At 50.5% G+C, this 12,994-nt stretch carries 12 protein-coding genes; 2 read left to right on the forward strand and 10 right to left on the reverse strand.

Annotated elements, in window-relative coordinates:
* Window positions 1-6: 6 nt before the first annotated feature.
* Complete coding sequence (typA, locus tag B3C38_RS09970) at window positions 7-1,809, reverse strand: translational GTPase TypA (protein WP_022333513.1); 1,803 nt, start codon at window positions 1,807-1,809, stop codon at window positions 7-9.
* An 84-nt stretch (window positions 1,810-1,893) separates the two neighbouring features.
* Here typA and aroB point away from each other — a divergent pair, with 84 nt between their 5' ends.
* Entirely contained in the window at window positions 1,894-2,907 is a 1,014-nt protein-coding gene (gene aroB, locus B3C38_RS09975) for a 3-dehydroquinate synthase (RefSeq protein WP_237957563.1), read from the forward strand.
* A 98-nt stretch (window positions 2,908-3,005) separates the two neighbouring features.
* A complete protein-coding gene (locus B3C38_RS09980; RefSeq protein WP_286726931.1) occupies window positions 3,006-4,103 on the forward strand; it encodes a hypothetical protein in 1,098 nt (365 codons plus the stop codon).
* 140 nt (window positions 4,104-4,243) lie between these two features.
* Here the strand turns inward: B3C38_RS09980 and B3C38_RS09985 are convergent, their stop codons facing one another.
* From B3C38_RS09985 to mobV, 9 genes are all read right to left on the reverse strand, one after another.
* Complete coding sequence (locus B3C38_RS09985) at window positions 4,244-5,524, reverse strand: malic enzyme-like NAD(P)-binding protein (protein ID WP_286726932.1); 1,281 nt, start codon at window positions 5,522-5,524, stop codon at window positions 4,244-4,246.
* 98 nt (window positions 5,525-5,622) lie between these two features.
* Window positions 5,623-6,393, reverse strand: a complete 771-nt coding sequence (locus tag B3C38_RS09990) for a hypothetical protein (protein WP_022333517.1) — start codon at window positions 6,391-6,393, stop codon at window positions 5,623-5,625.
* 215 nt (window positions 6,394-6,608) lie between these two features.
* Window positions 6,609-7,199, reverse strand: coding sequence for a DUF4948 family protein (locus B3C38_RS09995; protein ID WP_286726934.1), 591 nt, complete (start codon window positions 7,197-7,199; stop codon window positions 6,609-6,611).
* Window positions 7,200-7,284: 85 nt separating this feature from the next.
* Window positions 7,285-7,632, reverse strand: a complete 348-nt coding sequence (locus B3C38_RS10000) for a hypothetical protein (RefSeq protein ID WP_195422293.1) — start codon at window positions 7,630-7,632, stop codon at window positions 7,285-7,287.
* A gap of 102 nt (window positions 7,633-7,734) precedes the next feature.
* Window positions 7,735-8,703 carry a hypothetical protein gene (locus tag B3C38_RS10005; protein ID WP_118032933.1) on the reverse strand — a complete coding sequence of 323 codons (969 nt, stop codon included), beginning with the start codon at window positions 8,701-8,703 and terminating at the stop codon, window positions 7,735-7,737.
* 82 nt (window positions 8,704-8,785) lie between these two features.
* The gene (locus B3C38_RS10010) at window positions 8,786-9,403 is read right to left on the reverse strand and encodes a hypothetical protein (RefSeq protein ID WP_286726935.1); all 618 of its coding nucleotides are present in this window, start codon (window positions 9,401-9,403) and stop codon (window positions 8,786-8,788) included.
* A 74-nt stretch (window positions 9,404-9,477) separates the two neighbouring features.
* On the reverse strand, window positions 9,478-9,771 hold the full coding sequence (locus B3C38_RS10015) for a barstar family protein (protein WP_286726936.1): 294 nt from the start codon (window positions 9,769-9,771) through the stop codon (window positions 9,478-9,480).
* Between the two features lie 278 nt (window positions 9,772-10,049).
* Complete coding sequence (locus B3C38_RS10020; protein WP_008620106.1) at window positions 10,050-11,270, reverse strand: IS91 family transposase; 1,221 nt, start codon at window positions 11,268-11,270, stop codon at window positions 10,050-10,052.
* Between the two features lie 205 nt (window positions 11,271-11,475).
* Window positions 11,476-12,843: a MobV family relaxase gene (gene mobV, locus B3C38_RS10025; protein WP_286726941.1), complete on the reverse strand. Its 1,368-nt coding sequence runs from the start codon at window positions 12,841-12,843 to the stop codon at window positions 11,476-11,478.
* Window positions 12,844-12,994 lie beyond the last annotated feature (151 nt).

Consider the following 12,994-nt stretch of genomic DNA (forward strand, 5'->3'; position numbering starts at 1 on the left):
GGCCGTTTACTTCGAAGCGCGTTTGCGGTCTACCTCGTGCAGCAATATCTTGCGCAGGCGCATGGCGTGGGGCGTAACCTCGACGTATTCGTCCGCCTGGATGTATTCCAATGCCTCTTCGAGCGTAAAGACCTTCGGCGGGGCGATCGAGGTCTTGTCATCCGACCCCGAAGCGCGCATGTTGGTGAGCTGCTTGGCCTTGGTGACATTGACCGTGATGTCGTTCTGGCGCGTGTGCTCGCCGATCACCTGCCCCTCGTAGACCTGATCCATCGGGCTGATGAAGAAGCGTCCGCGATCCTGCAGCTTGTCGATCGAGTAGGCGAAGGCCGTGCCGGTCTCGCCCGAGATGATCGAGCCGTTGGTGCGCATCTCGATTTCGCCGACCCACGGTTCGAAATCCTTCAGGCGGTGCGTCATGATCGCCTCGCCGGCCGTTGCCGTCAGCATGTTCGACCTCAGGCCGATAATGCCGCGCGAGGGGATGTCGAACTCCAGCCGCACGCGGTCGCCGTTCGACGTCATGTTCCTGAGCGTGCCTTTGCGCTTGGTGGCCAGTTCGATCACCGTGCCCGAGCAGGTTTCGGGGCAGTCGACGGTCAGTTCCTCGACCGGTTCGCATTTCTTGCCGTCGATCTCCTTGACGATCACGCGGGGCTGTCCGACCTGCAATTCGTATCCTTCGCGGCGCATGGTCTCGATCAGCACCGAAAGGTGCAGCACGCCGCGGCCGAATACGTTGAAACTGTCGGCCGAAGGGCCGGGCGTCACACGCAGCGCGAGGTTTTTCTCCAGTTCGCGGTCGAGGCGCTCCTTGATGTGGCGCGAGGTGACGTATTTGCCGTCCTTGCCGAAGAAAGGCGAGTTGTTGATCGTGAAGAGCATCGACATGGTCGGTTCGTCGATGGCGATGGGGGGCAGCGGTTCGGGGTTCTCGTAGTCGCAGATCGTGTCGCCGATCTCGAACCCTTCGATGCCCATGATGGCGCAAATCTCGCCGCACGGCACTTCGTCGACCTTCTTTTTGCCGAGACCTTCGAAGACCATCAGGTCTTTGATCCTGGTCTTCTGCATCGTTGCACCGTCGCGCTTGGCCAGCGTGACGTTCTGTCCCGCCCTGAGCGAGCCGCGCGTCACCTTGCCCACGGCGATACGGCCCGTGTAGGAGGAGTATTCGAGCGAGGTGATGAGCATCTGGGGCGTGCCTTCTACCACGGCCGGTTCGGGTATCTCGTCGATGATGGCGTCCAGCAGCGGGACGAGCGAGTCGGTCGGCTCGTTCCATTTGTGCGACATCCAGCCCTGTTTGGCCGAGCCGTAGATAGTCTTGTAGTCGAGCTGCTCCTCGGTGGCGTCGAGCGTGAACATCAGGTCGAAAACCTGTTCGTTGACCACTTCGGGACGGCAGTTGGGCTTGTCGACCTTGTTGATTACCACGATGGGCTTCTTGCCCAGCGCCAGCGCCTTTTGCAGCACGAACCGGGTCTGGGGCATGGTGCCTTCGAAGGCGTCGACCAGCAGCAGTACGCCGTCGCACATGTTCAGCACGCGCTCGACCTCGCCGCCGAAATCGGCGTGGCCCGGGGTGTCGATGATGTTGATTTTATAATCCTTGTAAATTACCGAGACGTTCTTCGAGAGGATCGTGATACCGCGTTCGCGTTCGAGGTCGTTGTTGTCGAGGATCAGCTCGCCGGTTTGCTTGGCGTTGTCGCGCAGGATGTTGCCGGCCAGGATCATCTTGTCTACGAGCGTGGTCTTGCCGTGATCCACGTGTGCAATAATTGCAATATTGCGTAGTTTTTGCATGTGAAAAGAATTTGTGGTGCAAAGGTAACAATTTCTCGGGAAAATATACTAAATTTGTTGGCTTATTAAAAAAGTTTAATTATTATGGAACCCATCTTCAATGTCCGGCAGCAGAGCGAGATTTATATCGGGCCCACGTCCGACATCCTGCCGGGAGTACTGCCCGGGGGGCGCGTGGTCGTCGTGTCCGATGCCACGATAGACCGGCTCTACCATCCGATGCTGGCTCCTTACGATACGGTGCTGATCGGCCTCGGGGAGAGTATCAAGACCCTGCAAACCGTCGAATCGATCTACCGCCGCTTCATCGAACTGGGCGTCGACCGGTCGACTTTCGTGCTGGGGATCGGGGGCGGTATCGTGACCGACGTGGCGGGTTTCGCCGCCGCGACCTACATGCGCGGCCTCGATTTCGGGTTCGTCTCGACGACTCTGCTGGGACAGGTCGACGCCAGCGTGGGCGGCAAGAACGGCGTGAATGTCGACGGCTACAAGAATATGGCGGGGACATTCTCGCAGCCCAGGTTCGTGATCTGCGACCCCGGGATGCTGCGCACGCTCTCCGACCGGGAGTTCCGCGCCGGGCTGGCCGAAGTCGTCAAGGCGGCCATCATCGCCGATGCCGACCTCTTCGCGCGGATCGAAGCCACGACCTTCGACGACCTGCGTTCCAATACCGACCTGCTTACGGATGCCGTCTCGGCGTCGATCCGCGTGAAGGCCGACATTGTCGAACGCGACGAGCGCGAGTCGGGCGACCGCCGCAAGCTCAACCTCGGGCATACGCTGGCGCACGCCATCGAGAAGTGTACCAACCGCCTGAACCACGGCGAGGCCGTGGCGGTGGGCACGGCGCTGATCGCCGATGCCTCGGTGAAGCTCGGCGTACTGACGGCGGAAGACCGCGACCGGATCGCCGGGGTGCTGAAAAAACTGGGGTTCGACCTCACGCCGCCCGTCGATGTGAAGCGGCTGCTCAAAGAGGTGGGCAAGGACAAGAAGAATGAGGACGGCATGCTGCGTATCGTGGTGCCTATAGGCATTGGCGATTGCGACGTGCGGCCGATGAAGATGGATGCTTTTGCAGCGCTGTTTTGAGTCTCTGTTTTGAATCGTCAATACGCGTCTTTGCTGCTTTTTGAGCATGGAATGCAAGGAGGGCGGAGCTGATTTTGAAAACAAGAACCCGAGAAACAATGAAGAAAACAGTAATTCTTTTAGCGCTCTGTTTCCTGGCGGTAAGCTGCCTGAACAGAAAAAGCGACAAACCGACAACGGATACAACGCAGGCTGCTGACAGCGGGACGGCCGAGAAGGACACGTTACCGACGGAGTCAGAACTGGAAGGTTATCCGATAGACTATCATTCGGTTAAAGTCATCGAGACGGTTTATGTTACCGACAGGCGGGGCGTCGATGCCAGGCAGGAACCCGATGAAAATGCAAAGAGCCTGTTACATTACAACTACGGCGACCGCCTGGAGGTCATCGATACTGCGGCCGATTTTTATGGTATCAGGAGTTTAGTCGCACGGAAGTGGCAGGACGAACGGTCTTGGATAGAGGGTTCGAGATGGGAAAAGGTTTTCGTGAAAAAGAGCGCCGCGGGCGGCCTTTCGGAGATAAAACTCATTCCTGACGATTTGAACGTAGTCAGTTGTCTGGATGAGAACAATAATGAAAGTTCAAAAATCCTTGACAGGTATTTGGACGTGGAATTGATCGACAAAGAGACGTTCGACAGCCTGGCCAATAACAGAGTCGATTATTTCGTCGCGGATACGGCGACCTTTCGAAAGGTCGATGGTGTGATTACCCTGAAAGCCGAAGAAAAAGAGGTGCGGCTCGTCGATAGGCCGATCGTTGGCGATGGAGGAAACGAATTCAGCTATTTAGGGCAATATGAAATCCTGAACCAGTATGTGATTTATATACAAGGCAATGAATGGTGGGGATATGATTTCTATGATAAAACCACGGGCGAGGCATCGCTTCCGGGCTGGGATTTCGATGGATTTCCGTACCTCTCGCCCAATCGGAAATATATTATTTGTATTTCGGGCAATCCCTATGACCCCGAATCCAATGCGGAACTGTATGGAATAACGGACGGAGAAAAGATAGAAAGAATTATGACCGCGACTTATATGAACTGGATGCCGGTTGATGCCGGGCATGCAGACATGTTTTGGGCTTCGGACGGCTGTTTCTACCTGAAAGTCATTCACACTCAACTCTTTTACGAGAAAAATCCGGATTGTCAATATTTACGGATAAAGTTGCTGGGCGTATAATGCTTTGAAGAGTCGTTTGATCGTACGCTACTGCGCAAGACGGCATCTGGACGCAGAAAAACCTACTCCTTTTATGACCTGCACCCCGAAAGTTCGACAAAAAACTTTCGGGGTGCATATCATTGGAGATCGTTTTTTTGTTATTCCGACTGATATTGATTGCGGAGTTTTTCCGTGTAGGCGTCCCAATCGGCGATGGGCTGCCGTGCGACGCCCGATTCGATCGCGGCGCGTGCCACGGCAGGCGCTACGGTACATAGCAGCCTCGGGTCGAACGGCTTGGGAATCAGATAGTCGCGGCCGAATTCGAGTTTTTCGAGCGCATAGGCCCGCAGCACCATTGTCGGCACCGGTTCCTGGGCCAGCCCGGCGAGCGCATGTGCCGCGGCGAGTTTCATCGCTTCGTTGATTTTCGTGGCCCGGACATCGAGCGCCCCGCGGAAAATGTAGGGGAAGCCCAGCACGTTGTTGACCTGGTTGGGGTAGTCCGAGCGCCCCGTGGCGAAGATGATGTCCGGACGCGATACGACGGCTTTGTCGTAGGCGATTTCGGGGTCGGGGTTGGCGAGTGCCATGACGATCGGGTCGGTCGACATCGTACGCAGCATTTCGGGCGTCAGCACGTCGGCCGTCGAAACCCCGAGGAAGAGGTCGGCGCCGTGCAGCGCCTCGGCCAGCGTGGTGATGCGGCGCGTGGTGGCGAATTCACGTTTGATTTCGTTGATATCCGTACGGTAAGTCGTGACCACGCCGCGGCTGTCGCAGAAGACCATGTTCTCACGGCGGACGCCTACGGCGATGAACAGCCGTGCGCAGGCGATGGCCGCGGCCCCGGCGCCGTTGACCACCACGCGGAGTTTGTCGAGCGTCTTGCCGGCGATCTTTACGGCATTGAGCATCGCGGCGGTCGAGATGACGGCCGTGCCGTGCTGGTCGTCGTGCATCACGGGAATATCCAGTTCTTCGCTCAGCCTCCGGTCGATTTCGAAGCATTCCGGGGCTTTGATGTCCTCGAGGTTGATGCCCCCGAATGTCGGGGCTATCGCCTTCACCGTGCGGATGAATGCCTCGGGATCGGTTTCGTCGACTTCGATGTCGAAAGCGTCGATGTCGGCGAAAGTCTTGAAGAGCATGCTTTTACCTTCCATGACGGGCTTGCCTGCCAGAGCTCCGATATTGCCCAGTCCCAAAACGGCCGTGCCGTTCGAAATGACTGCTACCAGATTGCCTTTGTTCGTGTAACGGTAAACCTCTTCGGGGTTAGCTTCGATTTCGCGGCACGGAGCTGCGACGCCGGGCGAATAGGCCAGCGACAGGTCGTGCTGCGTGTGATAGGGCTTCGTCGGTACGACCGCGATTTTCCCTGGACGGCCTTCGCTGTGATAGCGCAGAGCCTCCTGATCCATTTTACCTTTTCTCATTATCCTAACTGTTTTGCTTGTGTCTAAGAGACACAACGTGAAAAATCCTGCAATTATTGCGCCCTTCCGTCCCGGAGCGGGCATCGTACGGGGCGGAGTTAAAAATAAACCCTCAGCCCTCCCCCGAACTGGAAGCGGAAGATGCCGAACAGGCTCAGTTCGGCGCCGTCGTCCACGTCCGGCGAGTCGACGATCAGCCATTGCCCGCTGATCCCCGCACCCAGGCCGATGTGGCGTCCCAGCATGAACTCCACCGAGGCCGATTCATGGATGCCTACGCCGCCCCTGCTGCCCGATGTATCGCCGTAGCTGCGGATGTAGCGGCCGTAGCCGATGCCCGCGCTTTCCCGGAAGAGCCATCTGCGCCCGGCCCGCTGCCGGGCGACGAACTCCGGCGCGATGTAGTGGATACGGCTCGTGCGCCGGATCCCGTTGCGTTCGGCCGAGATGAATCCGCCCGAGTAGACGATTCCGGCGCCGAAGCCCCGGCGCGACGTCCAGTTGTACCCGGCACTGATGTCGTAGCCTTCGTTCAGCGAGCCGGAGGTGCTTTCGGCCAGGTAAAGCGTCGAGATGACGGCCGTATACGCCGCGTTGGCAAAGAACGTGTGCTGCGAGCGGTTGCGCGGGGCGAGGTGCTGCGCCCGGAGGGACTGCGCCCTGCCCCGCTGCGCGACCTGCTTCCCGGCCGATGGTGCCGTTTCCCCGGGTATGGCGGCGAACGGGCCGCCCAATGCAGCGCAAGGCGCTTCCTGTACCGCGGGTTCCGCCCCGGGCGTCTCCGCCCTGAGTTGCGTGGCTCTGCCAGAAGCCAGTAACAGCGATGCGGTGCAACAGCACGTGAGCAGGTATGGACGAATGCGGGTCATATTTTAGATTTTTGTCGGTTTGACTTAACCGATTGGGAAATAAACTTTTAGCGAATTATTTGAGAAATAGAGGTAACGATTTAGCAACTGTGCGAATTTCAGCGTTTTGCGTTGCTATGCTGTCAAATAACTCTTTCATTCGCAAATATAACATCTTTTTCCGAAAGTACGAACTGTCGGCGGCAATTTTATAAAATCAACTTGCGAAAAAAAAGTTATCGTGAATGGTCTAATTTAATGTACCAGTTCCACTTAATAGGTTTATACAGCGTGGTGTCGTTGTACGTCCTGCGGTAGATCTCGTTCAGGTCGCCGTGTTCGGTGATATGGATGTTCCGACGGCTTCTCAATCCGGGATCGTAAACGAAACCCTTGGATGTTCCGGCGTCCACGATGCCGTGGGAATAGTACGGCATAACGAGGCTCACATATACCGAATCCGCCGTTTCCCATTCCCTGCGGTCAACAAAGACAAGACCGCATCCAATCTCTGACAACAAGGAGTCAAGCAGGAGTCGGTCTGGCTTCAGCAGCCCATAAACCGGGATGTCTTGTTCGTCATTCGTTTCATGGGATGTATCGCTTTGTTCTGTTGAATCAAGTATAATGACCCCGTCAGGAGAAAGTGACGGGTAGTGAAAGCTCCCCTCTGAACTCTCTGCCATGATTTCGTACACCTTGCGGAATGTTGCCTCGTGCGTGGCGAAGTGGCTTATCATTTCCTCGTCCGACGGCGGCATAGGTGGCTCCCCGCAACTTGCGGCAAATACGGTCGCCAAAAGTATGATTATGATAGGTGTTCTCATTTTCTAATGTTTTGCAGCTAATGTCCGGCAGCGTTCCGCTTATTCAGTCGGTTTGCTGTTTGTTGTCAGAACAAAATAAATGATTTTATACAAACATAAATTCATTTGCTTCCACGTCAATAGCCCTGCAATTCCAATGCGAGCATAATTGTTTCACGAAGTGCAAGATTGTTTCTTCATTTTCACCTCCATGAAAACATAGGTGTATATTTTCAATACTTTCATTATCGTCCCAAGAAATCTCCACGCCACACTCGTTGTCTAATTGCAGTATCATTTCGCTATCCAACAAATTATCATCAGAAATAATAAAAGTGTTCTGCATCCAATCCACGAACGCATTTCTATCTGTTATAGGCAGTGTTTCATCCACATCCGACAAATCTGATTCATCGTTCAATGGCGTTTTTATTAAAATGATAGACCAACTCATATTTTTTTATTTAATTAGTTCATGTTCTATTTTTTATGCACTGATAATGTCCGGTGGCTAACCGACCTTTTCAGGGGAGGGTAAGCCGCTTGTTATGTATCTTTATAAGTTGGGATGACTTACCCAATTATATTTTTTCATTAACTTTTCCATTGCTTTATTCTCTGCATTATTATTTCTGAAATAAATATATACAGATTTCAAGGTTTTCAGATGAAATAATGTTTTTTCCAACTCTTCGGTTGTTAGACATGTTAGTTCCGTTGCGACAAAACGCTGCAATTTCGGAAGATATCTGACACTGTCTATACCATAGCGCAGATTCGGGCAGCCTGCCAACTCCAACAATTCCAAGTTGCTCAGTTTTGACAAGTCTGGCAAGGTCTCAAGACTGAAAGTCCAGTGCAGATAAAGTCTTTTCAGATTAACCAATTTAGATATCCACGAAAAATCCGAGCATTTCGTCTGCCTTTTCAGATACAGATATTCCAAATTCGGAAATTTGTCAGGCAAACACTCCCCGTTTGTCAGTTTGGAGAATATGGATAACTTTTTCATATTGAAGTTAGGATTCAGACTCGATGCGTCCATTTTTTTGACCTCCAATTCTTTAAGATTTGTCAAACTGTTAATGACAGAAAGTTGTTTTTTAGTAATTTCCAAATAGTCTCCAAAATTAAGAGTATCTAAGAACTTTAACTCTTGCAGGCTCTGCAATGATATGCTTCTTTTAATCAGACCTAAAATTGAAAGACTTTGCAGTAATGGAGTATATTGAACAAAATCAATAGAATCCAATTCTGCTTTATGCGGAAAGTTGGAGACAAGTAAATGCCGTACATTACTCAAAAATTCAATAATATTGAGATTGTATATCAAATCTTCATCTTCTTGACTTATTCCTAAATCACAATCAATACATATCATACAATCATTCATTCCAAGCAATTTATTAATGGATTGCAATTGACTCACAGTATATCCCTGTGTACCAAATAATTGTATTGATTCTCCTTGTACTATGGTTATATTTGCAATTTCCTGTGAAGTTTGTTTACGAATATATATCATATTGAATTTTATTAAGATACATAATGTTCGGTGGCTAACCGACCTTTCAGGGGAGGTTGAGCCGCTTGTTAACAACCAACCTTTATTTATTTCTTACCTCATCTAACCATTTTTTTATTATTTTTTCAGAAGGTGTCTTTAGTGTCCTATCTGTATATAAAATGAACTTCTGACTAAACGGGAAAAAGTATTTTTCTCCTTCTAGAGTTAAATCTCTTCGCCTAAATTCGAACTTTATGATTCTACCTTTTGTGTCTATTGGAGGCTCTTTTAGAAAGCCATTTTCCCAAGAAGAAGATAATAAGACAACAAAATCATCATATGCCCTTTCTATATCGTTCATGAAACCTTTATTGAAAGAAAATATACAGGAAAAATCATAAAATAAATCCTGCCAAGCATAGAACTTATCATAAGTGGCCTTAAATAAAGAACAAAGCAATTCTTGATTAGTAATGTCTTCTACCAATATAAAATCCGCTTCTCCGGCTGGGTTTTTATATGGACGACAAACTTTTGCATCAGGCAACAACTCTTTCGCTTTATCGGTAAGAAAAAGATAACATTGATTCTGATACAAAACACCTATTTTCTTTCCATTTATTTGGAGTATATACTCTCCAAAGATTGGTTCACATGAAACATTAATTATACTTCGTGTTTGTTTCTGAATAAAATCTGCAAACTTTTTTGTTGTCATATCTTTTTCACTTTATGGCTGATAATGTTTGGCAGCTAATCGCCTTTTGGGGCGATTAAGGTACATGTTAACAACTATTCTATTACTATTCTTATTTTATTTGCAGTTTCTGTTTCCCAATATTCTTGGTTCTCTCTTATGAATAATATAATTTCGTCATATAGCGAGCTATTCCTGCTTCTAAGTTTCTCAGCATTACGAAAACAAATGGTAGTACCACTATCCAGCCAGCATAAATCTCTAATACATTCATCTGCTGCATCCCAATTGTTTCCAAAATAATCAGGAAACGCTAATTCATCTTTTAACAAGTTGAAAAAGCTACTTTTCCCCCATACTTTATTGAGATTGATAATTATTTTATTCATGTTGATAGTTGTTAAAATGTTTAGAGGATAGCCGACCGTTTAGGGCGGTTCATCCTCATGTTCGAGACAATTTTTATTTCCTTTATTACATACTATATAGAACTTCAATTTTTGACTGCTGTTTCCGGCAGAAAGAGGTGTGAAGTTCATGCCCGCACCCCGTTCGTTTCATTACTGCTCTTATCCGTATTTCATTCATTTTTCAGTTCTCCTTTCTTTCTTTTCATGGGATTTCACTGTTCTTGTTCACGGCAGGACATAGCTATCCCATGTTGCTGTCATGCCGCTTTTTTCCGGTGTATGTCGCAATGCTCCAGTATTACCGTGTATGTCATGCCGCCACCCGTTACCGTGGTATGGCTGTAAACTCTCGTCCGTCCGCAACGCTCGCAGAAATACGGGTTTTCATATCCGCTTTCTGCCTGTTGCAACTCGGCTTCCTCTATCTCGCTTTCATCCTGCCCGAAGTATTCTTCCGGCAGGCTGCCTTTATTGGAATAGAAGCCGTAGTACCTCACGATGCGGAAATAGCGCAGTGGAACGTGTTGCAGCAGCCGGGGGAAGAACTCCCGGTAATGCAGCGTCAGTTCCTTTTCAACCGGGTTCCTCCTGTCGGGTGAGTTTTTGTAATCACGGTAACGGAATGAAATGTTTTCGCCGTCCATTGCCGTAATCTTGTATTCACTCAGGCACGCCCGTTTGGAATATCTGCCCACATATTGTATCACCTGTTCCGGCATCTGTATGGGTGGTTCCAAATGCACTATCCAGTCCTTTTTGTTTGCCACTTTTTTGATGAAGCCCATAAACTCCATGCGGTCACGGAAGTCATGCTCCAGCCTGCCCGCATCGAACAACTCTATCAGGGCGTGTTCAAACTTGTAGCGGAATACCTTACAGATAGAGGGGATATGCACGTAGTCATGTTCGGGGATGACTATCTTACCGTCGTTATCTATGCCGCCCCATGACATAATCATGTGCGTATGTACATGGAGCTGTTTCGTTTCCCCGTAGGTATGTAGTACGGCAATTACCCCGGTTTTCAAGCCGAACTTGTGCATCATCCAGTCTTTCAGCGTTTCAGCCGAAGTACGCATCAGTATATTCAGCATTTCTTTCCTGTTGCGCTTCACCAAGTCCAGCAGGATATGCGGCAAGGTCATCACCACATGGCGGTGTGGCACCCGCAGCATCTTTTCTTTCATGCGTGCCGCCCATTTCAGCGTGTCACGCCAGCCGCATGACGGGCAAAAACGGTGTTTGCAACTATGGCTGATTTCCCGTACTTCCCCACAATCGGGACAAACGTATGTATCTATCCCCAAAGTGGTTGTGCGACATACACGGATAGCGTTCACCGCCTTGTACTGTTCGGGGGTGATGTACTCCGCCGGGTGCTGTGCGTATTCGTCCCACCACCGATTGAAGAAATCGGACAAGCGGTACTTCTTTTCTTTGCAACCGTCTGTATATATGTCGTTTAGCACTTCTTTCATAGCTCGCACACAAATCCTTTTTTACTCCATTTTAATATCTAATCATTTGATTATTAGTTGTTTATTGTCTTGAATGTTATGCTATCAGCCGATTTGGCTGTTATTTTCTTTAAGTATATCACCTTGGGAACAAATATAAAAAAAGTTCGGTACCCCACGAACGGCGTACCGCACTTTTTTCGGCAAATCGGGCAGGATTTAACATTTATAGCTTGAATCCCTTGCCTTTTCTTTGCGGTTGTATAGGTCGGCGTATGTTCTGCCTTAACTTCTCGAACTGTTCCTTAAACCACTCGGCAATGGGCTTTCGGTCGATGGCAAGAACCAATTTAGTCCCGTCCGTGGGGTCTTTCAGCACTTGGAAACCTGCCCTTTCGGTCGTGAATTTCCGTCCGTGTTCCTCCGAGTAGAGTTCCCCTGCATACTCCAACGTCTTTCCCTTGACGAGCGTTGCGGTCTGCCTTTCATCGAATCCCACAAGGCGGCATAGGTTTTCGATACGGAGCATTTCACGGAAATAGGGAAACCATGCCGCCGCCTTTGCGATTACCGTTTTCAGAAACGATATTTCCTGCTTGTGCCTTGTGTCCTTGTCCGCTATCTCCCTGCCGTGCTTTTGCTGCATTTCCCGTATCTCCCGACTGTGGTCTGCCTGCATGGTCTGTATTCTGTCTTGCAGGGCTTCGATGGTTTCCTCGTGGTCGGCTACCTCCCTATGCAGGGCGGTGTTCTCCCTTTCCAGCGTCTTGACCTTGTTGCTCCCGAAAAGAGAACCGACGCTCTCGACGATGTTGGCGGCTGCGGTGGTTGCCACCCCTTTCAGCTTCTCGGTCTGTATCTCTTTTTTCTCCCGTCTTAGTTCCTCCCGTGCCGTTTCTTTCTGCTGTTGCAAATCCACCACTTCCGCTTTGAGATTGTCGGCGAGTTTCTGTATATCCCGATAATACTGCTGCGTGGACTTGTGGCGAGCTTTCGAGCCGTCTATGCCCCTTTGCAGCCCGTATTTCGCCATCGCTTCGGCATAGGTATCTTGGTAGGACTTCAATTTCAGCCGTGTCATAATATCGTCTGCGCACAGTCTCACGGTGTCGGTCGGCTTCTTGCGGTATCGCTTCTTCGTCTGCTCCTCCCTTTTCCTGCGCTTTCGCTCTCCCTTGACGATGGGGACGAGCGTAACGTGTATGTGCGGTGTTTCCTCGTCCCTGTGCAGGTGAGCCGCCACGATGTTCTCCTCTCCGAACGTATCGGCGAAGTATTTCAGATTGTCGGCGCACCACTCGTCCAAACGCCCCTCTTCCTCTATTCGCTTCATGTCCTCGTGCGTTCCCGACACGTTGATGCGGATTGCCCGTACTTGGTTGCTTCCGATTTTGCGTGTCAGCCCGGCTTCTTCCAGTCTTCTCTGAACAGCCGCCGAACGGTCTTTCACCCCGTCGGGGTATTCGATGAGCCTGCGGTTCAGGTGGGTGCGTGTGGGGTCGGCGTTCTTCGGAATGATGAAACGCTCGATATGTGCGGTCGTTCCGCTGTCGCTGCCGTGCGCCTTTTCCATGTGTAAAACTACGAAACCCATATATTTTTCCTTTCTTTTTTGGCTTGTGAAACAATAAATATGACTATCTTTGAGAGCGGCGAAATGCCGTCCCCGATGGGGTGTGCAGAGGGGCTTGCCCCTTGCCTGATTGGGGAATTTTCAGCGATACGTAGTATTGCGGCTCGGAAAA

The organism is Alistipes sp. UBA1686 (assembly GCF_002320215.1).
Classification (GTDB): Bacteria; Bacteroidota; Bacteroidia; order Bacteroidales; family Rikenellaceae; genus Alistipes; species Alistipes onderdonkii.

Excerpts from the sequence above, each read along its gene's own strand:
- typA (WP_022333513.1), bottom strand. The coding sequence starts at position 1,809 with ATGCAAAAACTACGCAATATTGCAATTATTGCACACGTGGATCACGGC.
- aroB (WP_237957563.1), top strand. The coding sequence starts at position 1,894 with ATGGAACCCATCTTCAATGTCCGGCAGCAGAGCGAGATTTATATCGGG.
- B3C38_RS09980 (WP_286726931.1), top strand. The coding sequence starts at position 3,006 with ATGAAGAAAACAGTAATTCTTTTAGCGCTCTGTTTCCTGGCGGTAAGC.
- B3C38_RS09985 (WP_286726932.1), bottom strand. The coding sequence starts at position 5,524 with ATGAGAAAAGGTAAAATGGATCAGGAGGCTCTGCGCTATCACAGCGAA.
- B3C38_RS09990 (WP_022333517.1), bottom strand. The coding sequence starts at position 6,393 with ATGACCCGCATTCGTCCATACCTGCTCACGTGCTGTTGCACCGCATCG.
- B3C38_RS09995 (WP_286726934.1), bottom strand. The coding sequence starts at position 7,199 with ATGAGAACACCTATCATAATCATACTTTTGGCGACCGTATTTGCCGCA.
- B3C38_RS10000 (WP_195422293.1), bottom strand. The coding sequence starts at position 7,632 with ATGAGTTGGTCTATCATTTTAATAAAAACGCCATTGAACGATGAATCA.
- B3C38_RS10005 (WP_118032933.1), bottom strand. The coding sequence starts at position 8,703 with ATGATATATATTCGTAAACAAACTTCACAGGAAATTGCAAATATAACC.
- B3C38_RS10010 (WP_286726935.1), bottom strand. The coding sequence starts at position 9,403 with ATGACAACAAAAAAGTTTGCAGATTTTATTCAGAAACAAACACGAAGT.
- B3C38_RS10015 (WP_286726936.1), bottom strand. The coding sequence starts at position 9,771 with ATGAATAAAATAATTATCAATCTCAATAAAGTATGGGGGAAAAGTAGC.
- B3C38_RS10020 (WP_008620106.1), bottom strand. The coding sequence starts at position 11,270 with ATGAAAGAAGTGCTAAACGACATATATACAGACGGTTGCAAAGAAAAG.
- mobV (WP_286726941.1), bottom strand. The coding sequence starts at position 12,843 with ATGGGTTTCGTAGTTTTACACATGGAAAAGGCGCACGGCAGCGACAGC.